The organism is Devosia sp. LjRoot16, assembly GCF_964252795.1.
Lineage (GTDB): Bacteria > Pseudomonadota > Alphaproteobacteria > Rhizobiales > Devosiaceae > Devosia_A.
Genome location: NZ_CAXUPH020000001.1, coordinates 439,871 through 464,875, shown reverse-complemented (window position 1 = coordinate 464,875; position 25,005 = coordinate 439,871). Strand labels below are relative to the sequence as shown.

Below are 25,005 nucleotides of genomic sequence, written 5' to 3'. Positions count from 1 at the left end.
GTTGAGCTGATGCCCAGACAATGACCGATGCTCCAACCCCTGTATTTCAGAAACCCGCAGCGGCCGGAGAGACAGGTGCGTCCGGCGCGCCACGCGAGCCCGGGGAGCCGCGCGAGCCCGGGGAGCCGCGCGAGCCCTATGAGGCGCGCGGCCGGCTCGATCCCCTGGGTTTCGACCGTCACGTGCAGTTCCGCACCGTGCCGCCTTCGGCCGATCTCGAGCGCTTCATCGAGCATTTCTGGGTCATCCGCTGGGACAGCTCACTGGGCCCCTACGATTCCGACCAGGTGATGCACCGGCCTTACGTCGATATCTTTCTGTCGGCCCAGGAGTCCGGCATCCAGGGCACCTTCCGCGGCAAGCGCACCTATTCGGCCGCCGGCAATGGCCGCATCATCGGCGTGCGCTTTCGCCCTGGCGCCTTCCACGCTTTCTGGACCGGCGAAATGGCCGACCTGCAGGACAAGGTAGTGCCGCTGACGGCGGTGTTTCCCTGGGCCGATGCCAAGGGTATCGCCGCCATCCTGGCGCACGACGACGATGCGGTGATCGCCACGCTGCTCGAGCATATTCGCGCCGCCTCACCTGTGGCTGACGGAACGCTCGAGGAGATCAACGCTATTATCACGGCCGTCGAGACCGACGAGAACCTCACCACCGTCGCCGCGGTCGGCGAGGCCTTCAGTCGCAGCGAGCGCTGGCTGCAGCAGGCGTTTCGCGACTATCTGGGGATCGGCCTCAAATGGTTGCTGCAGCGCAAGCGCCTGCTCGCCGCCGCCGCAGAAATCCGTTTGAGCGACGCGCCCGATTGGGTCGGCATCGCCTACGACCTCGGCTACAGCAGCCAGCAGCACTTCATCACCGACTTCCGCACCGTGCTGGGCGCAACGCCGGTGCAGTACCACAAGAGCCTGACCCGCTAGGGCGTCCGGGCGAAGCTCCCTAGCCCGGATTTGTCGAACGCTTCGATCCATACCGAGCGCGCCTTGCCCGCGCCATCGAGCGCGAAGCTCACCCCGCTCAGGCCGGAGGCGTTCTCGCCGATGGTTTCGAAGGTGAACGTGTCGCGGTCGAAATGCGTGAGCCGGAACGAGCGCCGGTTCGGTCCGATCAGCAGGTCGAGCCCGTCGGCGCCGGCGACCACCTCGATGGGGCCATAAAAGTCATTGGCGAAGCTGCCGACATAGGCCGGGTCCGGGGCTGCGGGACCAGCGTCGGCCGGTGGGGTATCGAAATTGTGCGAGATCCCATCTGCCGCCATCTGGGTGAAGATGCCAGTAAACACCTCCTGCCAAGGATAACGCGGCGCGCCGAGAATGGCGTTGTCCATGAAGGCGTTGGCCAGTGTTTCCGATACGCCCACCGGCGCGCCGTTGGTGAGGACGATCACCCCCAGCTTGTCGTCGAGCGAGATGTTGACCGTTGTTCCTGCGCCCATGGCGAAGGCGCCCGAGTGCGAGATCGAGTGCCGCGCGTCGCCGCCATAGCCTACATTCCAGCCCAGCCCGTAGAATGACGGCGTCCCGTTGGGGGCGTAGCCGGTGATCATTACCGGCAGGTGCGCCTCCTCGAGTGGCGCGGCGGCGATCACCTGCTTGCCCTCGAACATGCCGTCGTTCACCAGCAGCCGCACCCAGCTGGTCAGGTCGTTCACCGATGATGAGACGCCGCCGGCCGGCGATTGCGCGTCGGGCTGCCGCTGCTCGACGAATGCCCATTTACCGTCGACCCGGACATGGCCGGCGGCGCGGTTGGGCTCAGTCATGAAGTCGGCATAGCGCGAGCTGGTCGACGCCATGCCCAGCGGCTTGTAGAGCCGCTCTTCCGACAGCGTCTCCCAGTCCATGCCGGTTGTCGACGCCGCTGCCACCGCCGCGGCCGTGATGCCGAAATTGGTGTAGGCGTAGCCGGAGCGGAAGCTGGTCAGCGGCGGCTGGAAGCGCAGCCGGTGCAGCACCGCCTCGCGATCGTAGCCATAGTCTTCCAAGAGGTCGCCGGCATGGTCGGGCAGCCCCGAGCGATGTGCGTAGAGATCGCGGAGCGTCACCTGGCTTGTCACCCACGGCTCCTGCATGGCGAAACCGGGCGTCAGGTCCATCAGCCGCGTGTCCCAGCTGAGCTTGCCGTCGCCGATCAGGCCCGAGATCACCGTCGAGCCGATCGGCTTCGATACCGAGGCGAGCTGGAACACCGTGTCCGGGTCGACCGGCTCGCCGGTCTCGACATTGCGGACCCCGAACCCCTCGGCAAAGATCACCGCGTCGCCGTGGACAACGGCGATGGCAATGCCAGGCGTCCGGTCGCCGGCAATCGCCTGCTTCGCGTCCGCGGCGAGCGTATCGAGCGCCTGCTGCAATTGCGCCGGTGGCAGCGGCTCACGCTCGTCGGCAAGCGCTACGCCGGTCGCAGCGACAACGAGAGCGGCCAGTCCGAAACCAAGGTGGCGAAGCACGATAGATCCTCCAGGCGGGGCAGCTGGCGGTCGACAGGTAATGTCGAGCGAAATCGTCGTTGCCAGCTCACATGTGAACATCAGCTTGCGAGGTGCGACAAGAGCAAGTGCCATCGAGTCTTTAGCTAACGCGATCTCCTGCACCTGATGTCGGTAGTTCGGGCCGGACTTAGTTCTCATGCCGAAGCAAAGGCGCAGCCAGAGCCGGTTTGTATTTCGACATTGTGTACGGAACCGTACCGAGGCCGCATGCCGGGAGGGTCAGAGCGCCGCCGCCTCATCTTGCCTTCGCCCGGCGGGCAGCGCAAAACACCGGCATGACCCTGCTCCCGCAAGAAACCATCATCCGCAAGCGCGACGGTCTCGCCCTCACGTCAGGCGAAATCTCCAGCTTCATCGGCGGGCTGACCGACGGTTCCGTCAGTCCGGCCCAGGCGGCCGCCTTCGCCATGGCGGTCTACTTCCGCGATATGTCGACCCCCGAGCGCGTTGCCCTCACCGAAGCGATGCGGGACTCGGGGACCGTGCTCGATTGGTCCGATCTCGATGGCCCGGTCGCCGACAAGCACTCGACCGGCGGGGTAGGGGATAACACCTCGCTGATGCTGGCGCCGATCCTTGCCGCCTGCGGCGTCTACGTGCCGATGATCTCCGGCCGCGGCCTCGGCCATACCGGCGGCACGCTCGACAAGTTCGATGCCATCCCCGGCTACAGCACCAGCCCGGATAACGCGTTATTTCGGAAGGTGGTGCGTGAAGCCGGTTGCGCCATTATCGGCCAGACCGCCGATCTCGCGCCGGCCGACAAGGTGCTCTATGCCATCCGCGATGTCACCGGCACGGTCGAATCCATCCCGCTGATCACCGCCTCGATCCTCAGTAAGAAACTCGCCGCCGGCCTCGGCGCGCTGATCCTCGACGTGAAGACCGGCTCCGGCGCCTTCATGCCGACGCTGGAGAAATCCCGCGCCCTGGCCGAAAGCCTCGTCTCGGTGGCCAACGGGGCGGGCCTGCGCACCGCGGCGCTGATCACCGACATGAACGAGCCGCTCGCCTCGGCCGCCGGTAACGCCCTCGAGGTGCGCAACGCCGTAGATTTCCTCACCGGGCGCCATCAGGATCCGCGCCTGCGCGAAGTGACGCTCGATCTCTGCGCCGCCGCCCTGCAGCTCAGCGGCTACACTGGCGACGCCAGTGCGGCCGTCGAAACCGCTCTCAACAGCGGCAAGGCCACCGAGCATTTCTCCCGCATGGTTGCCTTGCTCGGCGGTTCCACCGATTTCGTCGAACGCATGGATGCGCACCTGGCGGCCGCGCCGATCGTCCGCGATATCCTCGCGCCTGCCACCGGCACCATTACCGGTATCGACACGCGCGGGGTCGGGATGGGTGTCGTCGCCCTCGGCGGTGGTCGCCGGCTCCCTACCGACAGCATCGATTTTGCCGTCGGCTTTGACCGGATCCTCGGGCTCGGGGCGAAGACTGACAGTCAGACCGTGTTGTGCCGCGTCCATGCGCGCACCGAAGAGATGGCCGCAGATGCAACGCAACGGCTGCTGGCCGCCTACACCATCAGTGACGGCCCGGCCCCAGCTCATCCGCTGATCGCCGATTACGTCCCGCCCACGGAGGCCTGATCAATGCCCCGCGCCATTCTCTGCATCCTCGACAGTTTTGGCATCGGCGGCGCTCCGGACGCAGCCGATTACGACGATACCGGCGCCGACACGCTCGGCCATATCGCCGCCAATTACCCGATCGCCCTGCCGAACCTGGATGCGCTCGGGCTCGGCGCCGCGGCCAAACTCTCCACCGGTGAGGTTCCTCGCGGCCTCACGGACCAGCCGAGGGGCGGACGCTGGGGCGTCGGCCGCGAGGTCAGCAAAGGCAAGGACACCCCGTCCGGCCATTGGGAAATCGCCGGTGTGCCGGTCCCCTTCGACTGGGGTTATTTCCCGCTGCAGGAGCCGACCTTCCCGCCCGACCTCATCGCCAAGCTGATCGAGAAATCCGGCATCCCCGGGATCCTCGGTAACAAGCATGCCTCCGGCACCACCATCATCGCCGAACTCGGCGAGGAGTCGATCCGGACCGGCAAGCCGATCTGCTACACCTCGATCGACAGCGTCTTCCAGATCGCCGCGCACGAGACCCATTTTGGCCTCGAGCGGCTCTATGAGCTCTGCGAAACCGCCTTCGAACTCACTGCGCCCCTCAATATCGGCCGCGTCATTGCCCGCCCGTTCGTCGGCGAGACCGCCGCCACCTTCAAGCGCACCGGCAACCGCCGCGACTTCGCCATCGCCCCGCCCGAGCCGACCTTGCTCGATCGGGCCAAGGGGGCCGGGCGGCAGGTCTACGCCATCGGCAAGATCTCCGACATCTATGCGGGGCACGGCGTCACCCACAAGATCAAGGCCACCGGCAATATGGCGCTGTTCGATCGCACCCTCGAAGCGATGGAAATGGCCGCCGACGGCGCCTTCATCATGACCAACTTCGTCGATTTCGATCAGGATTTCGGCCATCGCCGCGATGTGCCGGGCTATGCCCAGGCGCTCGAAGCCTTCGATGCGCGCCTGCCCGAGCTGATCGCGGCACTGCGGCCCGACGATCTCGTCGTCCTCACCGCCGACCACGGCAACGATCCGACCTGGCGCGGTTCCGATCACACCCGCGAACAGACCCCGATCATAGCCTTTTCCCCAGCCCTCACGCCCGGAACCATTGGCATCCGGCCGACCTTTGCGGATATAGGAGAGAGTATCGCCCGCTGGCTCGGCCTTGCGCCCGGCCCCCACGGCAAATCCTTCCTCTAGCCCTTCGAGGTATCCATGCGCGGCGTAACGGTGATCGACCACCCGATGGTGCAGCACAAGCTCACCATCATGCGCGACAAGGATACCTCCATCGCGGGGTTCCGACGCCTGCTGCGCGAGATCGCGCACCTGATGTGCTACGAGGTGACGCGCGACCTGGAACTCGAGATGGTCGAGATCGAGACGCCGATGACCAAGATGGATGCCCCCACCATCAAGGGCAAGAAACTGGTCTTCGCCTCGATCCTGCGCGCCGGCAACGGCCTGCTCGACGGCATGCTCGATCTCGTCCCGGCCGCCCGCGTCGCCCATATCGGCATCTATCGCGACCACGAGACGCTGCAGCCGGTCGAGTACTACTTCAAGGCGCCATCAGAGCTCGACAACCGCCTGATCATCGTCGTCGATCCGATGCTGGCGACGGCCAATTCCTCGATTGCGGCAGTGGACAAGCTCAAGGAGCGTGGCGCCAACAACATCCGCTTCCTCTGCCTGCTCGCCGCCCCCGAGGGTATCGAGAAGTTCTCGACCGCCCACCCCGACGTGGCGATCTTCACCGCTGCAATCGACAGCCATCTCAACGAGAAGGGCTACATCATCCCCGGCCTCGGCGACGCCGGGGATCGGATGTATGGGACCAAGTAGGTCTTCACGCGCTGGTCGCGCTCCAGACGGGGCGCGCCACGCGCGGGGTCCTCGCTACGCTCGTCCAAGGGTGTGAACCGATGCCGCGGCGAATCCTCCCCCGCGCGGCGGGGGAGGGGGACCACGGACCACCCGAAGGGTGGTGGAGGGGGCAGTCAAAGCCGCAGTAGTCCAAACGGCCCCTTACTTCTTCAGCGGCAGCCCCAGCCCGATCAGCTCCTTGCGGAGCGACTTCGGGTCGGTGAAGTGGATCGCGTGCATGCCGAACTTGCGGGCCGAGATCACGTTCGGCTCGCTGTCGTCGATAAATACGCAGCTCTCCGGCGCAAGGCCGTAGCGCTCGCAGAATACCCGGTAGAGTCGCGGATCGGGCTTCACCAGCCCCTCGAGCCCGGACACCACGACGCCGTCGAACTTTTCGAGGAAGGGCCATTCGGGCAGGCAGCTCACCCACTTCTCCCACGAGAAGTTGGTGATGGCGAAGGTCGGAATATCCTCGGCGATCAGCTCGTTATGGATATCGATGGTGCCGGTGATGAACTCGCCGACCGTCTCTTTCCACCTGAGATCGAACGCCTGGATCTCGCGCCAGTAGCGCGGATAGCGGGTGATGAGCTCGGCCACGCCCTCGGCGAAGATGTCGCCTGCGTCGAACTCGAGGTTCCAGTCCTTGGTGCAGATATTGTCCCAGAACCACTGCGCTTCCTCTTCGGTCTCGAAGAGCTTGCGGAACAGGTACATCGGGTTCCAGTCGACGAACACGCCGCCGAGGTCGAAGACGGGGATCAGGGTATCGTGCATCGGGCTGGCCTCGTAGAGCGCTTGCAGGGAAAGTTGCAGACTTTGCCGTGCGAAAGCGCGACAAAACCAATGACCTCAAGCGTTTCCGCGAACGCTCGAGCGGTTCGGTGAAACGCTCTGGCGTTTCGACGCTTCTGTGAAACGGTGAAGCGCTCTGGGGAACGTGAGCCGGGCTATGGCACGCCCGTACTGCCTCGGCAAGCCGCCGCGGGCTACTCCAGCGCGATCTCCCCCTTGAAGCGCGGCAGGAAGTACTGCGTGTGCCTCAGCGTGATCGTGCCTGGGATGACGAGACCAAAAAGTGGCTGGTGCGGGTAGGTGATCTCGGAGGCCACGAGCCAGCCGCTGGCGCCGCGAGCCAGCACATTGATCTTGGCGGTCGCATCCAGCGGAAACGCGCTGGTCGCCTCACGCCCTGTTTCGGCGCCGTGCGCTCGACTCCACGCGACCGTGGCCACACCGTCGGCGTCGATGCTGAGCAACGAGACGACCTGTACCAAGCCCGAGGTGGTATAGGGGGTCATGATCGTTTCGGCCGCCTCGAAATACGTGTCGAGGGTCGTCGTCGAGATCGCGCCCTTCTCGCGCGACACCAGATCCGCCATCGTGCTCGCGACTGTCGCCACCTTGTGGTCCGCCGAGTAGAGCGTCGCCGCTTCGATGGTGCCGAGATAGAGGGTCAGCAGCAGCGGCAGGATCAGTGCGAATTCCACCGCGGCGACGGCGCGGATATCGTCGCGGAACTGCTGCAGGCGGCGGATCATGTGCAACTCGCGCAGACGAACGGCTCGTTGCGGAATACCCGCGAGGCGCCCAGCAGGCGGGTGCCATCCGGCAGCGTCTGGAAATTGAAGCCCGGCAGGTTCACCACGGTGGGCCATTTGTAGTAGGCCTGCACCAGCACCACATCGCTGCCCTTGCCGGGCTTGTAGTCGTCGGCGAGGGTCCAGTCGCACTTGTCCTTCTTGCAGTCCTCGCCGGTTTTCAGCGGGTAACCCAGGGCGGCGGCGCCAAAATCGGTGATCACCGTCACGCTGACCCGTAGTTTGTCGTCGGCCAGATCGCAATCGAACAGGTTGTAGAGACCATCGCAGATGGCCTCACGGTACGCCTCGGCATTATATGCGGGCGTGCCGTTCTGCGCCTGGCCGGTGCGGATCAGCCGTGATGAGTCGTTCACGGCGCTGTCGAGGATCTGGCCCGCGAGAAAGACCAGCGCCGTCTCGACGATTGCCAGGATAATGGTGAAGAACGGCAGCGCCAGCAGCCCGAACTCGATCGCCGTCACGCCGCTGTCGTTCCGACCAAAAGCCTGCGCCCGGTGGATCGCCGGCGACATCAGCTTCTTCAGCCATCGGGAACGTTGAGACATGCGGCCCTGAGTTTCCATTCGCCGACGGAAACTAGCGGTTCCTACCTAGTGATTGGTTAGTGCCCGGGCTGCATTTGCATGCGATGCAGCGGCTTGGTTAACCGGCAGTTAGTTCGCTGCCGTTTCGACCGCACCCGCCGTCTCGATCTTCTCAAGAGTGTATGCCTTGTCGTCGCCCAGCATGATGATCGGCTGGCACACCGGCTCACACGCCATGCTGGTCCGCCTCTCGCCCAGGTACACGGTTACAAGGCCAGCCTGCTCCTGCACCACTTCGATCATGGTGTCGGCAATCGGGTTTCCCTGGGCGTCCAGTACGATCAGGTTGGTCTGGCCATAGCTCTTGCCGGTCAGCACCAGGGTCTGAGGATCCTGGATGGCGGCGTCGGCGATGCCGGGGTTGCCAATGATCACCGTCGCTGCCGGGGCATTGATCCTGAGGATGCGCGCCATGTTCACTTTCACCGTCACCGGGGCGTTTTCCGCCAGCGCAGCAACGGGAGTGGCGAGCACCGAGAGGATGGCAAGGGCAGCGATACTGGGACGAAACGGCATGACGGGCCCTTGGCGGGAGGTATGCTATGGCAAACGGAGTGTTGCGCGGAATGGTGAAGAATTCGCAAATGGCCGGATGCCGCCCCGCAGCCGCCAGCCGCGGTCGTTAGCCACCGGTGCGGTCGGTCGCTCGCCGCGTATTACTTCGCCGGCATTCGAATCAATTTTGCGGGTTGCTTTAACGATCTGCTCAGCATGCCGGAAAGCCTTGCAAACCGGGGCGTTCGGGCTCCAACTATTAACTCAATTTCAATCCGGGCCGCCTAGCGTGAGGCCATGTTCGATGTGTGACGTATCGAACGGTGCTGACGCATCACCTGATGCAGTCACAGAATGACGTGTGCAAGGAGCCAATAAATGAACACTGTCGCTCGTTTCGTAAATGACGAGTCCGGCGCTACCGCGATCGAATACGGCCTGATTGCCGCGCTCATCGCCGTCGCGATCATCGTTGCCGCCGGCCTTCTCGGTGGTAGCCTGTCCACCATGTTCACCGGTATTTCGGAAAAGCTCGACTCTATCGACCCGTCGGGCGCTCCGGCTGCCGAGGAACCCCCGCCGGCTTGATCCGGTTCGCTGGGGCTACGACTACGAAGGGGACCCCGTCGGGGTCCCCTTTTCCATTTGGGCTTTCTTAACCACGATGCGCCGACACTGCACTCGGGACCGAAGCCCCGGCCCGCTGCAACTGTCGACCCCGATGCCCACATTCATCACCCTCCCCGCCATGCTGGTGTTTCCGTTGCTGATGGCCTTTGCGGCCTCCTCGGACCTGCTGACCATGCGGATCTCCAACAAGCTGGTCCTGCTGGTGGCGGGGTTCTTCTTCGCCATCGCTCTCCTTACCGGCTTCTCCCTCGAGTTACTGGGCATGCATGTCGCTGCGGCGGCGCTGGTGCTGGCGGTATCGTTCAGCTTCTTCGCCCTGGGTTGGATCGGCGGCGGCGATGCCAAGCTGATCGCCGCGACCACCCTGTGGTTCGGCTTCGAAGACATGCTGATGTATCTCGTCTTCGCTTCGCTGCTCGGCGGGGCGTTGACGCTGTCGCTGCTGGCCGTCCGCCGCTGGCCATTGCCACTGCAGCTCAAGCAGGTGCTGTGGATCGATCGGCTGCACGACAGCAAAACCGGCGTCCCCTATGGTATCGCGCTGGCTGCCGCTGGCCTGCTCGTCTACCCCACCAGCCTGATCTTCCAGCGCCTCGTCGGCTGAAGACTTCGAAACGATTTGTTAACCGTCTTCGGCAAGCAACGATTAACCAAACTTTGACCCTTTGCCGCGATAGTCGACCGCAAGAGTAGCGGGGTTCCTTCGGGCCCAGCATGTGGAGTTTGGGGCGATGGGAGTCTCGCGTATCATCCTGCTGGTCGTCGCGCTTCTGGCAGGCGGGCTCGCAGCCTTCCTGGCCATGCGCGGCACGGCTCCGCAGCAGGTCGTGGTCGAGGGGCCAACCCAGGTCATCAAGGAAAAGAAGGCCAAGGTGCTGGTGGCCAAGGCGCCGATCGGCGTCGGCCAGCGGATCACGGCGGAAACCATCGAGTGGCAGGAATGGCCGGAGTTCGCCGTCCGCCCCGAATATATCAGCGAAGCCGTCCTGCCCGATGCACCCACCAAGATGCTCGACGCCGTCGCCCGCTTCGAGTTCTTCCCGGGCGAGCCGATCATCGACAAGAAGCTGGTGCACTCCGACCAGGGCTATCTGTCGGCCGTGCTGACCAAGGGCATGCGCGGCGTCTCCGTGCCGGTCAGCGCCGACGCCGCGGCCGGCGGCTTCGTGCTCCCCAATGACCGCGTCGACATCGTGCTCAGCCGCGGCGGCATCAGCCAGACCATCCTCTCCAACGTCAAGGTGCTGGCCATCGGCACCCGTCTTGGCGAAGCCGGCACGACGGGCGAGAAGGCCAATCCCGAAAACCCCAAGGCCGACGTCTTTCAGGGCGGCACTATCGCGACGCTCGAGCTGACCCCGGCCCAGGGTGAGGTGATCATCAACGCCTCCAAGATCGGCGTCCTCTCGGTGGCGCTTCGTTCGATTGCCGACTTCAAGCCATCCCCCGGCGATGATCTGCAGAGCAGCCGCGCGGTCCGCATGATCCGCTTCGGCGTCGGCAGCGACGTGATGCCCGGTTCCAGCCCGAATGTCGCCCAGGCCTCATTCGACGACACCGGCTCAGAAGAACAGGTGCAATGATGTGTGAGGATTACGTGATGTCTCCGGCTCTCACCACCCGTTCTCCGCGCTCGCTCATGGCCAGCACCTTGCGCCTGATGGCAGCTGCCGCCCTGATCGGCGCCGCGCTTGGGCTTGCCCCGCTCGGTCTTGGCGAGGCGCACGGCGCCGATTCCAATCACCTGCGCATCGGCGCCAGCAGCTTCGGCTCCACCCAGCCGGTCAGCATCGGCATCAACAAGTCGATGATCATCGACCTGCCGGTCGACGCCCAGGAGGTGATCGTGTCGCAGCCGGGCGTTGCCAACGCCATCCTGCGCAACAAGCGCCGCGCCGTTATCCAGGCCGTGAGTTCTGGCGATACCAACATTTTCTTCCTCGACGGCGCCGGCCGCACCATTGTCGTGGTCGATGTCAGCACCACCGGCGCCGCCAACACCGGCGGCTCCAACGTCGCCGCGGCGCTGCGAGAGACCTTCCGCAGGGTCATGCCGAACTCGGACATCCAGGTGGAGGCGGTTTCGCTGACCGACGCGGACGGCAACGTCCTTAACCGCGTCGTGCTGTCGGGCAATGCCGGCAGCACCGACGATGCCGACAAGGCTATTGCCATCGCCGGGCAATTCTCCGGGGACCCCAAGAATGTCACCAGCGTGATCACCGTGTCCGGCCCACAGCAGGTCATGCTGAAGGTCACCGTCGCTGAAGTGAACCGCAGTCTCGCCAAGCAGTTCGGCATCGACCTGACCGGCAGCTACTCCAGTGGCGGGCTCACCACCAAGCTCATCAGCTCGCAGCCGATCGGTGGTGCCTCCAACCTGTTCAGCGACAACGGCCTCGAGGTCGGTGTCGATATCGGTGGCCTCAGCATCGATGCGCAGATCCGTGCCATGGAGCAGCGCGGCGCGGCCCGCACCCTGGCAGAGCCGGTCCTGACCGCCATGTCGGGTCAGAGCGCCGATTTCTTCGCCGGCGGCGAGTTCCCCGTGCCGACCAGCGTCACGGACGGCAAGGTGGCGGTTGAGTACAAGGATTTCGGCGTCAAACTTGCCTTTACCCCGACGATCAAGTCCAACGGCAATATCGCGCTCGTCGTCGATACCACCAGCAGTGAGCTGAGCACCGAGGGCAGCATCACCGTCGGCGGCTCGACCCTGCTCGGCATCAAGCGCCGCACCGCCAAGACCTCGGTCGAGATCGGCACCGGCCAGACCCTCGCGATCGGCGGCCTGATCGAGGACAAGACCCGCACCCAGATCCATCGCCTGCCGGGGCTCGGCGACATCCCGATCCTGGGGGCGCTGTTCCGCTCGCGTGATTTTATCCGCTCGCAGAGCGAGCTGGTGATCCTGGTCACTCCCTATCTCGCCCAGACGACTACTAAGAAACCCGAATTGCCAACCGATCGTATGCAGTTTGCTAACGACGCCGAGGCAATCTTCCTGGGCCACATCGAGACGATGTACGGCGTCGGGCCCGCGGGCACCCGCGGCAGCTATGACGGGTCCGTCGGCTTCCTGCTGGATTGATGGAGTGTAGCAGTCATGAGTTTCCTCTCCCGCGACAACGCCAGGCAGGCTGACGAACCCGCGATCGAGATCGCTGCCGGAACGCGGCTGATCCCGCGCATCACCATCCAGGCCTTCTGCGAACACTCCCAGACGGCGCAACTGGTCGAATCTGCGGTGCACGACCGGCGCATGTCGAAGGTGGCGCTGACCACCCACAATGGCGGTCTCGATGGCGCCATCGAGACCTATCGCTCGAACCCGACGCCGAACCTCATCATCGTCGAGACCTCGCTGCAGCCGGAGGAAATCCCCGGTGCGCTGGAGCGCCTCGCCGAGGTTTGCGATGCCTCGACCCGGTTGATCGTGCTTGGGCACATCAACGACGTGCTGCTCTACCGCGAGCTCATCCGCTCGGGCGTTTCCGAGTACATCGTCCTGCCGGCATCGGCCCAGTCGATCGTCTCCGCCATCAGCGAGCTGTTCGCCGCCGAGGGCGCGGCGCCCATTGGCCGCACCATCGGCTTCATCTCCGCCAAGGGCGGTGCCGGCGGCTCCACCGTTGCGCACAATGTCGCCTGGGCTGTCAGCCAGACGCTGCGCCAGGACACCCTGATCCTCGATCTCGACTTCGCCTTCGGCACCGCCGGGCTGAATTTCAACCAGGATCCGCCGCATGGCATCGCCGACGCCATCGGCTCCAACGCCAAACTCGACCAGACCATGCTGGATCGGCTGGCCAGCAAGGCCGCCAATCACGTCAACCTGCTCACCGCGCCCGTGGTGCTCGACCGCACCTTCGACTTCGAGGAGCGCGAGTTCGAGCAGATTGTCGAGCTGAGCCAGAAGTCCACGCCGATCGTTATCCTCGATATCCCGCACATCTGGAGCGCCTGGGTCCGCCACACTATCGCGACCGTCGATGAGGTGATCATCGTCGCCGAGCCCGACCTGGCGAATTTGAGGAACGCCAAGAACCTGTCGGACACCATCAAGGCCTTGCGTCCCGCCGAGAGCGAGCCGCTGCTCGTCATCAACAAGGTCGGCATGCCACGGCGTCCCGAGATCGCGGCCAACGAGTTCGCCGCCTCGGTCGAGTGCCGGCTGCTCGGCCAGATCGGCTTCGACGCCGCCACGTTCGGCACGGCCGCCAATAACGGCCAGATGGTCGCCGAGGTCGCCGCCAACAATCGCGCCAACGAAGTGTTCCGCCTGATCGGCCTGCACGTCACCGGCCGCAACGCCCCCGAGAAAAGTGCCTCCAAGAAGCCGGGGCTCAAACTCCCGTCTTTCATCAAGAAGCGCGCCTGAAAGGCCAGTCCTAGATGTTCGGCAAGCGTACCAGTTTCGGAGGCAACACTCCCGGCGCCGCGCAGGCCGCGCGCCCGGCGGTCGCTCCGCTTGTCCCCGCCACGCCCCGTCAGGACGTAGCGCGCGCTGCTGACAACAAACGCAGTGGCGACGATGGCGGCGTGCTCGACGTGCGCAGTCCCGAGGCGGTGGCGCGCGACAAGGAGTACTTCCAGACCAAGTCGGCGATCTTCAACGCGCTGATCGACTCGATCGATCTCAGCCAGCTCGCGACCATGGATCAGGAAGCGGCGCGCGAGGAAATCCGCGACATCGTCGCCGAGATCATCGCCCTCAAGTCGATCATCATGTCGATCTCCGAGCAGGAAGACCTGCTCGAGGACATCTGCAATGACGTGCTCGGCTACGGCCCGCTCGAGCCGCTGCTGGCCCGCGACGACATCGCTGACATCATGGTGAACGGCAGCCAGAAATGCTACATTGAGGTCGGTGGCAAGGTGAAGCTCACCAATGTGCGTTTCCGTGACGACGCACACCTGATGAACGTCTGCCAGCGCATCGTCAGCCAGGTCGGCCGCCGCGTCGATGAAAGCTCTCCGATCTGCGATGCGCGCCTGCCCGATGGCTCGCGCGTCAACGTCATCGCCCCGCCGCTTGCCATCGATGGCGCCGCGCTCACCATTCGTAAGTTCAAGAAGGACAAGCTGACCCTGCAGCAGCTGGTCAAGTACGGCTCGATCTCGCCTGAGGGCGCCGAGGTGCTGCGCATCCTCGGCCGGGTGCGCGCCAACATCCTGATCTCCGGCGGTACCGGCTCGGGCAAGACCACGCTGCTCAACTGCCTTACCGGCTTCATCGAGAAAGACGAGCGGGTCATCACCTGCGAGGACTCGGCCGAACTGCAGCTGCAGCAGCCGCACGTGGTGCGCCTCGAAACCCGCCCACCCAATCTTGAGGGCGAGGGCGAGATCACCATGCGCGATCTGGTCAAGAATTGCCTCCGTATGCGTCCCGAGCGCATCATCGTGGGCGAAGTGCGCGGACCGGAAGCCTTCGACTTGCTGCAGGCGATGAACACCGGCCACGATGGCTCGATGGGCACGCTCCACTCCAACAGCCCGCGCGAAGCACTTTCGCGTCTGGAATCGATGATCACCATGGGCGGCTATTCGCTGCCCAGCCGCACCATCCGCGAGATGATCGTCTCCTCGATCGACGTGGTGGTGCAGGCCGCGCGACTGCGCGACGGTTCGCGCCGCATCACCCACATCTCCGAGGTGCTGGGCATGGAAGGCGATGTCATCGTCACCCAGGACGTGTTCCTCTACGACATTCTCGGCGAAGACTCGAACGGCAACCTGGTCGGTCGCCACCGCTCGACCGGTATCACCAAGCCGAACTTCACCGAGCGCGCCCGCTACTTCAACGAAGAAGCCAATCTCGTCGAGGCGCTGGAGAAGTCCAACGTCGAACAGCATGAGATCCTTGGTGCATAAGGTCCAACGATGACCCCGCTGATCCTCGCCTTGCTCGCCGCCGTCGCCGTGGGAGCCGCCGGATTCGCGCTGGTCCCGGCCATGCTGGGCGGCGGTCGCGCCAACAAGCGCATGAAGGCGCTGCAGGGCGATATCCAGGCCAACCGCCGCAATGCCGATGCGACGCGCAACCGCGATACCCGCCGCAAGGAAATCCAGCAGACGCTGCGCGCCCAGACCGTGGCGCTTGAGCGCAAAAAGAAGAATATCCCGCTGCAGGACCGGCTGTATCAGGCTGGTATGAAGCTGAAGAAGGGCGCCTTCATCCGCAACTCGGTGATTTTCGGCATCATCGTCTTCGTGCTCTGCTTCGTGCTGCAGCTCGAGCTGATCTACTGCCTGATCTTTTCGGTGGCCGGCGGCTACCTGCTGCCGCGGATGTATGTCGGCCACCGTCGCAAGAAGTACCAGAACGCCTTCCTCGACGAGTTGCCCAATGCCGTCGAAGCTATCGTGCGTGGTGTCAAATCCGGTCTGCCGCTGAACGACTCGATGCGCCTTGTCGCCAAGGAAGCCAAGGAGCCGATCAAATCGGACTTCCAGCGCATCCTCGACCAGCAGGCGGTGGGCAAGACCATCCAGGAAGCGGTAGTCACCCTCTACGATCGCGTGCCGCTGCCGGAAGTCAACTTCTTCGTCGTCGTCATCACGGTGCAGGCGCAGGCGGGCGGCAACCTTTCCGAGGCCTTGGGTAACCTGGCGCGCGTGCTGCGCAACCGCAAGAAGATGAAGGCCAAGGTCAAGGCGATGTCCGCCGAAGCCAAGGCCTCGGCCGGCATTATCGGCTCGCTGCCGATCCTCGTCGCCTTTCTCGTGTCGCTGACATCACCCAGCTACCTGTTGCCGCTGATCGAGACGCCGATCGGCAATCTCATGCTCGGCATTGCCGCGATCATGATGTTCCTCGGCGGGTTCATCATGAACCGCATGATCCAGTTCGATATCTAGGGGCCGGCGATGGAAAATCTCGTCGCGACGCTGACCAACACGCAGTTCCTGGTGGCCGTGCTCGCCGCTGTGGCGGCTGCTGCCGTGGTGTTCTCGATCGGCGCCACCTTCTTTTCCGGCGGCTCGCAGATGCGCCAGCGCATCCGCCGCGTAGCGCTCGAGCGCGAAAAGATGCGGGCCGAAGAAATGGCCCGTCTGCGCGGCGGTGGTGGCGGCGCCGAAGCGCAGACACGAACCATCCGCCAGACCGCCGGCCGCGATTACATGAAGAACGTCGTCGAGCGCTTCTCGCTCGAAAAGGCGTTCATGGATGACAACACCACGGAGAAGCTGGCCCGTGCCGGCTATCGCGGGCAGGCGGCGATGACCACCTACCTGTTCCTGCGTTTCGTTACGCCGGTGGTGCTTTTTGTCATCGCCTTTGCCTACTTCAGCCTTGTCGCATTCGCCGACAAGCCGCTCTGGCTGAACGCGGTCTATGCCCTGGGCATCGGGCTCCTCGGCGCCTACCTGCCGAATCTCCTGCTCAAGAACCAGACCATCAAGCGCCAGAAATCGATCAAGCGCTCCTGGCCCGATGCGCTCGATCTGGTGCTGCTCTGCGTCGAGGCCGGCATGTCGGTGGAGCACGCGCTGAAGCGGGTCGCCAAGGAGATCGGCGCCCAGAGCATCGAGCTCTCCGAGGAGATGACCCTCACCACTGCCGAGCTCGCCTTCCTCGAGGATCGCACCCGCGCCTTCGAAAACCTCGGCCGCCGCACCGGCCTCGACAACGTCAAGTCGGTGATGCAGGCGCTGATCCAGGCCGAGCGCCACGGTACCTCCGTCGGCTCGGCCCTCCGCGTCATGGCCGAGGAAGGCCGCGAAGCCCGCATGATGGAGGCCGAAAAGAAGGCCGCCGCCCTGCCGCCCATGCTCACCGTGCCGCTGATCGTGTTCTTTCTGCCGGTGCTGTTCATCATCATCCTGTCTCCGGCGATGATCCGCGTCTTTTCCAACAGCTTCATCAACGGTGGCGGCTGAAGGGGAAGCCGGCAGCGAATAGTGACTGGCGAGTAGAGAAAAAGGGCGCCGATTGGCGCCCTGCGTCTATTCGCTACTCGCTCTCGCTCCACCTCACCCGGAGTTCTTCACCGCATCCCAGCGGTTCTGCTGCGTCAGCAGCGCCCGGATATAGCTCATGTTGGCCTCCACCTGGTCGGCCGGCAGCTCCGCTGCAAACAGCGCGCGGCTCTCGTCGAACCGCCCCTGCAGCCCAACCACCAATGCGAGGTTCTGCCGGATCTGGCTGTTGGCGCCGCGCAGCTTCACCGCGATGCGCAGTTCCGCTTCGGCTTTGTCGAGTTCGTTGGTCATCGAGTAGGAGAGGCCGAGATTGGCGTGCAGCGACGCCTGGTCGGGTGCAATCTTCAGCGCCTGGCCATAAGCCGCGCGGGCCTCCTTGTTGCGACCGCTCTGGTCGAGGATCGCGCCCTTCACCATCAGCGCGTTCCAGTCGGGCGAGGTCGGATTGATCGCCCGTTCGACGACGTTGAGCGCCTGCTCGAAGCGTCCTGTCGCGACCAGCGCCTTGGCGTAGCCAGTGAGGATTTCGGGGTCGTTGCGGAACTTGGCGACGCCGTTTTCCAGCACCGCCACCGCCTGCTCGTTCTGACCGTTCGCCCTCAATGCGGCGGCGTAGTAGATGATCGCCGAGCGATCGCCTGGCGACTTCTTATAGTGCGCGGCGAGTTGCGCCAGTGCCTGCTGCTTTCTGTCCATCGGCTGGCCGGCCTGGTCGCCGCCAATGCTGCCGGTGGTCATCGGGTTCGAAGCGCAGGCGGAAAGCGCCATGGCGGCCACGCTCACCAACATGAGGGAGCGCAACGGCTTAAGCTTGTTCTGGATCAGGCGGAGTGACACGAAACTCTTCCTCTGGGCAATGCAACTGGCAATTCCCGAGCCCACCAAGCAGCAATAATTGATTAACCCTAATAGGGGGTTAAGGTGCGTTGCCGAACCGTTGCCACGGCTGCGACCGCGGCGTAAGCAATGCTTCTCGCCCTCGCAACGGATACTCCGAAATGGCCAAGTCGAAGTCGCTGCCGCTCATCGCCGTGGAGCAGGAGGCGTTGCCCGCCACCCTGACGGCGGCCGACCTGCAATGGGCCAAGGCCAACGGTTTCACCGGCCAGCGCGGACGTCTGCTGGCGCTGCCGGGGGAGGGTGGTGGGCTCGGTGGTCACCTGTTCGGTCTCGGCAAACCCGACGATCGCCCGGCCCTGATTCTCGGGCAGGCGGCGGCAGCGCTGGAGCCAGGCAAGTACAGGCTCGGCGGCAGCTTCGGTGACCCCACGCTTGCCGCACTTGCCTTCCGTCTCGGTGCCTATCGGTTCGACCGCTATCGCAAACCGCGCGATCCGGCGGTGCTGGAGCCGGTCGAGGGTGCGGATGCAGCAGAGGTCGATCGCCTGGTCGACGCCGCCTACCTCGCCCGCGACCTGATCAACACGCCGGCCAATGACCTTGGCCCGGAAGCGTTCGAGAAGGAGATCCGGGCCTTCTGCAAACGTCACAAGCTGGACCTCAAGGTGATCGCCGGCGATGAGCTGCTGAAGCAGAATTTCCCGATGATCCACGCCGTCGGTCGCGCCGCCGCCGAGGCTCCCCGGCTGGTCGAGTTCAGCTGGGGTAAGGCGAAGGATCCAAAGGTCACGCTGGTCGGCAAGGGCGTCACCTTCGATACCGGTGGCCTCGACATCAAGCCGTCGGCCGGCATGCTGCTGATGAAGAAGGATATGGGTGGCGCTGCCAACGTGCTCGGCCTCGCCCACGCCATCATCGATGCCGGGCTGCGTGTGCGGCTGCGTGTGCTGATCCCGATCGTCGAGAATGCCATTTCCGGCCCGGCCTTTCGCCCCGGCGATATCCTGCGCGCCCGCAACGGCTCGACCGTCGAGATCGGCAACACCGATGCCGAGGGCCGGCTGATCCTCGGCGATGCGCTGGCGCTCGCCGACGAAGAAAGCCCGGACCTCATCGTCGACATGGCGACGCTCACCGGCGCCGCCCGTTCGGCGCTCGGCCCCGACCTGCCGCCGCTTTATTCGACCGATGACGCACTGGCCCGTGAGCTGATGGCCACCGGCGCCGCGTCCGACGATCCGCTCTGGCAGATGCCGCTCTGGGCGCCCTACGATGCGATGATCTCCTCCAAGATCGCCGACGTGAACAATGCCGGCGCCAGCGCCTTCGCCGGCTCGATTACCGCGGCCCTGTTCCTCAAGCGCTTCGTCAAACAGGCCAAGGCCTGGGTGCACCTCGATATCTACGGCTGGGCCCCCGAGGCCAGGCCCGGCCGGCCTTTCGGTGGCACCGACCAGGGCATCCGCGCTGTCTACGGCTACCTCAAGCAACGATATAGTTGACAAAATCAACGATATCGGCGCCACTGTCATCCATCATGGATGACAAGCAGATTGCCGAGATTCGTCGCTTCAACCGCGCCTTCGCGCGCTGGCTGGGGCTGTTCGATGAGCATTACTCGAAAACCGATTACAGCCCGGCCGAGAGTCGGTTGTTCTATGAGCTCGCCGCGGCCGGCCATACCAATGGCGCCAACCTGGCGCGGTCCATGGGGGTCGACCCCGCTTATCTGAGCCGCATGCTGCAGAAGTTCGTCGCCGAGGGGCTGGTGGCGGTATCGCCCAGTATCTCGGATCGGCGCCGCAACCAGCTGGCGCTCACCCCTGACGGCGACAGGGCCGCCGCCAGTGTCGAGGCAGCGGCCGATGGCGCCATCGCCGATCTGATCACACCCTTGTCCGAAACCGAGCGACGTGAGCTGGTCTCTGCCATGCAGACCATTGCCCGCATCCTCGACCGCGATGATAGCGGGGCCTCCATCATCCTGAGGCCGCATCGCATCGGCGATGTTGCGCATGTCGTCGCCCGGCAAGCCCAGCTCTACGCTGGTGAGTTCGGCTGGGATGGCAGCTATGAGGCGCTGGCGGCCGAGATCGGCGGCAAGTTCCTGCAGGACTTCGATCCGGCGACCGAGGGCTGCTGGATCGCCGAACGCGATGGCAAGATCATTGGTTCGGTGTTTGTCGTCGATGCCGGGCAGGGCGTAGCGCAACTGCGCCTGCTCTATGTCGAGCCCGACGCGCGCGGCCTTGGGGTGGGCAAGCTCCTCGTCGACCAGGTCGTCCGCCACGCCCGTGACAAGCGCTATGCGAAGATCCGGCTGTGGACCCAGGCCAGTCTCGTCGCCGCGCGAAAGCTCTACGCCAATGCCGGCTTCACCCTCACCGAGAGCAAACCGCACCACAGCTTCGGTAAGGATCTGGTGGGGGAATACTGGGAGTTGAAGCTGTAACGACCTCGCTCTTCGCCAACCACCGGGTCATTCCCGCGAAAGCGGGAATCTCTGTTTTCTCGCAGCCTGCACCATCGCAAACGGAGGTCCCCGCTTTCGCGGGGATGACGCCGGTGTGGGTGGCGAAGGCGGGAGTGAATGGAAGGCAGCGCTGCCCTCAATACCCCCGGCTGAAGTCGATCACGTTGGGCAGCGGCAGGCCGGCTTCGTGGTCCTTGATCACTTTGGAGAAGTAGGCGACGCCGGTCCGCTCGCTGGAGGCGGCGGCGATGTGCGGGGTGATGTAGACATTGTCCATCTCCCACAGCGGCGACTCCTGCGGCAGCGGCTCGACTTCGAACACGTCGAGGCTCGCCGCTTTCAGCGTGCCATCACCCAGCGCCCGGACGATGTCGGCTTCCTTCTGGTGCCCGCCGCGCGCTGCGTTGATCACCACCGGGCCTTCGTTGTCTATGCCGCCGCGCTTCAGTTTGCTGAACGTGTCGTAGTTGAGGATGCCCTGCGTCTCCGCCGTCAGCGGCAGCAGGTTGACGAGGATGTCGGTGCCGGCAAGGAACGTCTCGAACTGCTCGGGCCCAGTGAAGACTTCGACGCCCTCGACGTCTTTTGCGGTCCGGCTCCAGCCGCGAAGCTTGTAGCCGAATACCTTGAGGTGCCGAGCAGCATCGAGCCCGAGGGCCCCGAGGCCCATGATGCCGACGGTCGCATCCCAGGCCGGCGCCGGGTAGAGCTGCCGCCACTGCTTTTTCGCCTGGTCGCGCTTGAAGCGCGTCAGCAACCGCTGGTGCATGGTGACCTGCGAGACGACATAATCGCTCATCCGCTGCGTCAGGTCCTCATCCATGAAGCGGGCGATCGGCACGTCCCTGGGGCGGGACGGATTGCGCAGCAGCGCATCGACGCCGGCGCCCAGCGACAGGATCGCCTTGAGCTTGTGCAGACCCTCGAACGCATCGGGTTTCGGCTTCCAGATGAAGATGTACTCCACCTCGTCCGGATCATAGCTGTCGGCGCGCGTCACCACCTTGCGGCCGGGCAGGGCGGCGGCGAAGCCATCGGCCCAGCGCCGCTCGTTGAAATCGGCGAGGTGCAGCAGCAAGGTCATCGGTCGTCTCCCCAAAAACGAACGAGCCGCACCAGGGGCGCGGCTCGGAAATCAAACGGACCTCAGTCGAGGATCAATGGCTGGCAGCCGGCGCTTCTGCCGCCGGCGCCTCGGCGGCCGGAGCTTCGGCGGCAGGCGCTTCAGCAGCAGGTGCGGCTTCCGCGGCCGGCGCAGCGGCGCCTTCAGCCGGAGCGGCGGCGCCCTCGGCGGGGGCTGCGCCTTCAGCCGCCGGAGCAGCTTCCGCGGCCGGGAACGGCACTGGCGTCGGCGACAACGTCTGCAGGTAGGCGAGGATGTTGGCGCGTTCCTGCGGGTCCTTGACGCCAGCGAAGCTCATCTTGGTGCCCGGGGTGTAGGTCTTGGGCGAGGTCAGGAACGCATCGAGGTTCTCGTAGGTCCAGGTGTCGCCATTGGCCTTATGGGCCAGCATGCCGTCCGAATACGAGAAGCCCTCGTGGCTGCCCTCGACGCGGCCGACGACGCCGTAAAGCAGCGGGCCGGTCTTGTTGGATTCGCCTTCGCCGAAATTGTGGCAGCTCGAGCACTTCTTCACCGAGGCCTGGCCGGCGGTGGCATCGGCGCTGGCCAGCAGCACGCCCAGCGGCACAGCCGGCGCTTCCGGCTCGGCGGCGCCTGCGCCGTGCTCGCCAGGAGCCTCTGCCTCGGCCAGGGTCAGGCCCGGCCCGCGACCTTCGATCGGGTGGTAGATGGCCTCGGCCAGGAACCCCACGCCCATGACAAACAGGAGGGTACCGAGAACGGCGCCAATGATCTTGTTGAGTTCGAACGAATCCATCGCGGGTATCTTTAGCCTTTGACGCCGGTTTGATGAACGGCGGAACAGCGATAGGCCATAGCTGGCCAACCCCGGCGCTTCAAGCCCTGTCCCGACGCGGGCGGAAGATAGTCTGTCCCCACATGGGGCGCAACGGGGCAGAAGCGCACTGCGACAACAGAGCGAGATCAGACCTTTTCGGTTCGATCTCGCGACAAAACAAGCACTTGGAGCAGAAGTGCGATGCAACCGCACGCAATCCTGCTCCTATGGAAACAGGATGATTTCCCTCAACATTGACTTGGCTCGCACCGGGTCGCATTAAGGCGCCGCACGGCGCGGGGAGCGGAGAAGTTGCAGGACTTTCCGCCTCGCCCCGCGACCAGAAAAGATCGGCTTCGGAGTTCCAGCACATGTCCAGAAAGATCGCGTTCCAGGGTGAGCCCGGCGCCTTCAGCCACGCGGCGGCACATGCGCTGTTTCCGAGCGACAAGGCGCTGCCCTGCACCACCTTCGAGGATACCATTGCGGCGGTGCAGAACGGCGATGCCGAGTTCGGCGTCGTACCGGTCGAGAACTCGCTCTACGGCCGTATCACCGACATCTACCACCTGCTCCCCAAGAGCGGCCTGTTCATCACTGGCGAGCACTTCCTGCGCGTCGAGATGAACCTGCTCGGCGTGCCCGGTGCGACCCTCGCCGACATCAAGGCGGTGCAATCGCTTTCCGTGGCGCTCGGCCAGTGCCGCAAGTTCATATCCAAGCACAAGCTCAGGACCATCAACGGCGTCGACACCGCCGGCTCGGCCCGCGAAATCGCCGAAAAGGGCGATAAGTCGGTCGGCGCCATTGCCTCGCTGTTCGCCGCAGAGGTCTATGGTTTGAGCGTGCTCGCCCAGAACATCGAGGACGCGGCGCACAACACCACGCGCTTCCTGGTGATTTCGAAACAGGCTGAGGAACCGGCGCCGGATGCCGGCAAGGTGAAGACCACCTTCGTCTTCCGCGTCCGCAACGTGCCGGCGGCGCTCTACAAGGCGATGGGCGGCTTCGCCACCAATGGCGTCAACATGACCAAGCTCGAGAGCTACATGCTCGACGGTTCGTTCACCGCCACGCAGTTCTACGCCGATATCGAGGGACATCCGTCGGATCGGTCGGTGCAGCTCGCCTTCGAGGAGCTGAAGTTCTTCACCGACCACTTCCACGTGCTGGGCGTCTACAAGGCCGCATCAGCGGCCTGACGGTATCAGTAGAAATCGTCGTCCTCGTCGGCGCCGACGGTGAGGCCGCCAGCTGTGACGCCCCAGTCGAGATCGTCGGCCTTGTCTTCTTCGCGACGGGCCTCGGCCTCGAGGATCTGATGCTCGAACGCTGGCAGGTAGAGCGGCGCGCCGACTTCGCGGATGCTGGCGCGCTGCATCTGGCTGAGCGCGACGAGTTCGTGGGGGACGCGGACTGACTTCAACATGACAAGCCTCCTTCAGGCTCGTGAAGTCCTTAGAATGCGCCCCAGTTTGTTAACAAGGTCTGAGGGATGCGTTCAGGGTAGGACAGGGGCTTTCCGTCGCTTGGCCACCTCCACCGGTCGGTGGGGTAGCGACGGGGAGTATCAGGTCCGGGTGCTCTAGGCCCCGAGCCCCGCATCCTGCCTCAATGCGCTCAGCAGGTACCTGAGCCCGGCGACGGTTCGGCTGGCTTCGATCCGCGGGCCCATCTGCTCGGCCGAGATGGCGATGCTCTCGCTCAGCGCTTGCAGCGCCCATTCGATCTGGAACAGGTCGCGGCGCATGTCGTGGCCCGGGGGCAGGTTGTCGATCAGCCGGTCACAGAGCTCAAGGGCTTCGCGGATGCGCCGGTGGGTGCGGTCGGCTTCGCGCTGCATCTGTGCGCTCACCTGAGCCCGGCCACGCGCCGCATCGCGGTACTCGTCGGCGATGACGTTCCAGTGCCGGATCATGCCCTGCAGCAGCGCGATATGGCGCCGCGCCTCGGTTTCGTCATTGCTGCCCTTGGCGATCATCACCGCCTCCACCGGTCATACCAGCGCAATAACGGTGATCGAGCTAGGCAGGTTGCATTCTCCCGTCCGATCGGAGGGGGCGGCGGCCCTCTCGCCTCGTCATGGTGATGCCTGCGGGGGCTCCGCCTCGTTGCGGCGAGCAAGACGAGAACCGAAATGAAGACGATAAGCCCCTTCGGCTGCGCGGACGCGCAATCATGAGAGCCCCACGCTGGCTGCAAGCCTGGTGGCGGAAGCGACGGGCCCGTGTCGCCATGTCTCAGATCGCCCAGATGAGCCCCGAGTTCCGGCGCGACCTCGGCCTCGACGGCGCGACGATCGGCGATCTGATCGCCTTCGAGAGCGGTGGCGAGTTTGCCGGGGCGCGACAGGCCGTCTTCGGTCCCGGCGCGTCGACACCGGAGCCCTGCGCACCCGGTACCGTCCCGTGAGAACGCCCGCCGCACGGCCTTGCGTTTGCCGCGATCCTCTTCCATATAGGCGACGGGAGGTTGGTGCGGACGTGTTCCTCGCCAACCGGGTCAGGACCGGAAGGTAGCAGCCCCAACGAGACCTTCACGGGTCGTTGCCAGCCTCCTACTTCCCACATCTTTCTGACCGCGCATCGCCGCTTTGATGGCATGAGCTT

Annotated in this window: 26 protein-coding genes and 1 other RNA gene; 17 read left to right on the top strand and 10 right to left on the bottom strand. The window is 64.7% G+C overall.

Translation table 11 applies throughout. The features are described 5' to 3' along the window. The first annotated feature begins 20 nt into the window (after positions 1-20). Positions 21-923, top strand: coding sequence for a helix-turn-helix domain-containing protein (locus ACSQ23_RS02245; RefSeq protein ID WP_436089569.1), 903 nt, complete (start codon positions 21-23; stop codon positions 921-923). Here ACSQ23_RS02245 and ACSQ23_RS02240 read toward each other — a convergent pair. Then, positions 920-2,452, bottom strand: a complete 1,533-nt coding sequence (locus tag ACSQ23_RS02240) for a serine hydrolase (RefSeq protein WP_436089568.1) — start codon at positions 2,450-2,452, stop codon at positions 920-922. The genes ACSQ23_RS02245 and ACSQ23_RS02240 overlap by 4 nt on opposite strands. Before the next feature lie 323 nt (positions 2,453-2,775). Here ACSQ23_RS02240 and deoA point away from each other — a divergent pair, with 323 nt between their 5' ends. Genes deoA through upp form a run of 3 tightly spaced genes read left to right on the top strand, consistent with a single transcriptional unit; the run spans position 2,776 to position 5,916 of the window. After that, entirely contained in the window at positions 2,776-4,089 is a 1,314-nt protein-coding gene (gene deoA / locus ACSQ23_RS02235) for a thymidine phosphorylase (RefSeq protein WP_436090559.1), read from the top strand. Between the two features lie 3 nt (positions 4,090-4,092). After that, positions 4,093-5,271 carry a phosphopentomutase gene (locus tag ACSQ23_RS02230; protein ID WP_436089567.1) on the top strand — a complete coding sequence of 393 codons (1,179 nt, stop codon included), beginning with the start codon at positions 4,093-4,095 and terminating at the stop codon, positions 5,269-5,271. Positions 5,272-5,286: 15 nt separating this feature from the next. Next, positions 5,287-5,916, top strand: a complete 630-nt coding sequence (gene upp, locus ACSQ23_RS02225) for a uracil phosphoribosyltransferase (protein WP_055877166.1) — start codon at positions 5,287-5,289, stop codon at positions 5,914-5,916. Positions 5,917-6,099: 183 nt separating this feature from the next. Here upp and ACSQ23_RS02220 read toward each other — a convergent pair whose 3' ends face one another. From ACSQ23_RS02220 to ACSQ23_RS02205, 4 genes are all read right to left on the bottom strand, one after another. After that, a complete protein-coding gene (locus ACSQ23_RS02220) occupies positions 6,100-6,717 on the bottom strand; it encodes an HAD family hydrolase (RefSeq protein ID WP_436089566.1) in 618 nt (205 codons plus the stop codon). A gap of 212 nt (positions 6,718-6,929) precedes the next feature. Further along, on the bottom strand, positions 6,930-7,481 hold the full coding sequence (locus tag ACSQ23_RS02215; RefSeq protein WP_436089565.1) for a TadE/TadG family type IV pilus assembly protein: 552 nt from the start codon (positions 7,479-7,481) through the stop codon (positions 6,930-6,932). Then, entirely contained in the window at positions 7,478-8,089 is a 612-nt protein-coding gene (locus tag ACSQ23_RS02210) for a TadE/TadG family type IV pilus assembly protein (protein ID WP_436089564.1), read from the bottom strand. Before ACSQ23_RS02210 ends, ACSQ23_RS02215 begins: the two co-directional genes overlap by 4 nt. 108 nt (positions 8,090-8,197) lie before the next feature. Beyond that, positions 8,198-8,644 (bottom strand): pilus assembly protein N-terminal domain-containing protein, encoded by a 447-nt coding sequence (locus tag ACSQ23_RS02205; RefSeq protein ID WP_436089563.1) that lies wholly within the window; start codon positions 8,642-8,644, stop codon positions 8,198-8,200. A 357-nt stretch (positions 8,645-9,001) separates the two neighbouring features. Here ACSQ23_RS02205 and ACSQ23_RS02200 point away from each other — a divergent pair, with 357 nt between their 5' ends. The 8 genes from ACSQ23_RS02200 to ACSQ23_RS02165 all read left to right on the top strand — a co-directional run bounded on the left by ACSQ23_RS02200 (position 9,002) and on the right by ACSQ23_RS02165 (position 17,140). Next, positions 9,002-9,211 (top strand): Flp family type IVb pilin, encoded by a 210-nt coding sequence (locus ACSQ23_RS02200; RefSeq protein WP_436089562.1) that lies wholly within the window; start codon positions 9,002-9,004, stop codon positions 9,209-9,211. Between the two features lie 133 nt (positions 9,212-9,344). Then, entirely contained in the window at positions 9,345-9,857 is a 513-nt protein-coding gene (locus tag ACSQ23_RS02195) for an A24 family peptidase (RefSeq protein ID WP_436089561.1), read from the top strand. A gap of 127 nt (positions 9,858-9,984) precedes the next feature. Further along, entirely contained in the window at positions 9,985-10,836 is an 852-nt protein-coding gene (gene cpaB / locus ACSQ23_RS02190) for a Flp pilus assembly protein CpaB (protein ID WP_436089560.1), read from the top strand. Between the two features lie 17 nt (positions 10,837-10,853). Next, entirely contained in the window at positions 10,854-12,344 is a 1,491-nt protein-coding gene (locus tag ACSQ23_RS02185; RefSeq protein ID WP_436089559.1) for a type II and III secretion system protein family protein, read from the top strand. Between the two features lie 15 nt (positions 12,345-12,359). Beyond that, positions 12,360-13,634, top strand: a complete 1,275-nt coding sequence (locus ACSQ23_RS02180) for an AAA family ATPase (protein WP_436089558.1) — start codon at positions 12,360-12,362, stop codon at positions 13,632-13,634. Positions 13,635-13,648: 14 nt separating this feature from the next. Beyond that, complete coding sequence (locus tag ACSQ23_RS02175) at positions 13,649-15,130, top strand: CpaF family protein (protein ID WP_436089557.1); 1,482 nt, start codon at positions 13,649-13,651, stop codon at positions 15,128-15,130. Between the two features lie 9 nt (positions 15,131-15,139). After that, positions 15,140-16,117 carry a type II secretion system F family protein gene (locus ACSQ23_RS02170; RefSeq protein ID WP_436089556.1) on the top strand — a complete coding sequence of 326 codons (978 nt, stop codon included), beginning with the start codon at positions 15,140-15,142 and terminating at the stop codon, positions 16,115-16,117. A 9-nt stretch (positions 16,118-16,126) separates the two neighbouring features. Continuing rightward, on the top strand, positions 16,127-17,140 hold the full coding sequence (locus ACSQ23_RS02165; RefSeq protein ID WP_436089555.1) for a type II secretion system F family protein: 1,014 nt from the start codon (positions 16,127-16,129) through the stop codon (positions 17,138-17,140). A gap of 93 nt (positions 17,141-17,233) precedes the next feature. Here ACSQ23_RS02165 and ACSQ23_RS02160 read toward each other — a convergent pair whose 3' ends face one another. Further along, complete coding sequence (locus tag ACSQ23_RS02160; protein ID WP_436089554.1) at positions 17,234-18,019, bottom strand: tetratricopeptide repeat protein; 786 nt, start codon at positions 18,017-18,019, stop codon at positions 17,234-17,236. A 161-nt stretch (positions 18,020-18,180) separates the two neighbouring features. Between ACSQ23_RS02160 and ACSQ23_RS02155 the strand changes: the two genes are divergently transcribed. Together ACSQ23_RS02155 and ACSQ23_RS02150 are read left to right on the top strand one after the other, a co-directional pair. After that, positions 18,181-19,524 carry a leucyl aminopeptidase family protein gene (locus ACSQ23_RS02155; RefSeq protein WP_436089553.1) on the top strand — a complete coding sequence of 448 codons (1,344 nt, stop codon included), beginning with the start codon at positions 18,181-18,183 and terminating at the stop codon, positions 19,522-19,524. A 35-nt stretch (positions 19,525-19,559) separates the two neighbouring features. Further along, the gene (locus ACSQ23_RS02150; RefSeq protein ID WP_436089552.1) at positions 19,560-20,474 is read left to right on the top strand and encodes a bifunctional helix-turn-helix transcriptional regulator/GNAT family N-acetyltransferase; all 915 of its coding nucleotides are present in this window, start codon (positions 19,560-19,562) and stop codon (positions 20,472-20,474) included. Positions 20,475-20,631: 157 nt separating this feature from the next. Here ACSQ23_RS02150 and ACSQ23_RS02145 read toward each other — a convergent pair whose 3' ends face one another. Beyond that, entirely contained in the window at positions 20,632-21,579 is a 948-nt protein-coding gene (locus ACSQ23_RS02145) for a 2-hydroxyacid dehydrogenase (RefSeq protein WP_055995272.1), read from the bottom strand. 73 nt (positions 21,580-21,652) lie between these two features. Continuing rightward, complete coding sequence (locus ACSQ23_RS02140; protein ID WP_436089551.1) at positions 21,653-22,375, bottom strand: c-type cytochrome; 723 nt, start codon at positions 22,373-22,375, stop codon at positions 21,653-21,655. Positions 22,376-22,767: 392 nt separating this feature from the next. Between ACSQ23_RS02140 and ACSQ23_RS02135 the strand changes: the two genes are divergently transcribed. After that, on the top strand, positions 22,768-23,598 hold the full coding sequence (locus ACSQ23_RS02135) for a prephenate dehydratase (protein WP_436089550.1): 831 nt from the start codon (positions 22,768-22,770) through the stop codon (positions 23,596-23,598). Between the two features lie 5 nt (positions 23,599-23,603). On the opposite strand, the gene ACSQ23_RS02130 is transcribed toward ACSQ23_RS02135, so the two are convergent. After that, positions 23,604-23,825, bottom strand: coding sequence for a hypothetical protein (locus ACSQ23_RS02130; RefSeq protein ID WP_055995266.1), 222 nt, complete (start codon positions 23,823-23,825; stop codon positions 23,604-23,606). A gap of 156 nt (positions 23,826-23,981) precedes the next feature. After that, positions 23,982-24,377, bottom strand: coding sequence for a hypothetical protein (locus tag ACSQ23_RS02125; RefSeq protein WP_436089549.1), 396 nt, complete (start codon positions 24,375-24,377; stop codon positions 23,982-23,984). A 254-nt stretch (positions 24,378-24,631) separates the two neighbouring features. Between ACSQ23_RS02125 and ACSQ23_RS02120 the strand changes: the two genes are divergently transcribed. Both ACSQ23_RS02120 and ffs read left to right on the top strand, forming a co-directional pair. Then, on the top strand, positions 24,632-24,808 hold the full coding sequence (locus tag ACSQ23_RS02120) for a hypothetical protein (RefSeq protein WP_436089548.1): 177 nt from the start codon (positions 24,632-24,634) through the stop codon (positions 24,806-24,808). A 53-nt stretch (positions 24,809-24,861) separates the two neighbouring features. Then, positions 24,862-24,959: signal recognition particle sRNA small type (ffs, locus tag ACSQ23_RS02115), an RNA gene on the top strand. The last annotated feature ends 46 nt before the right edge of the window (positions 24,960-25,005 follow it).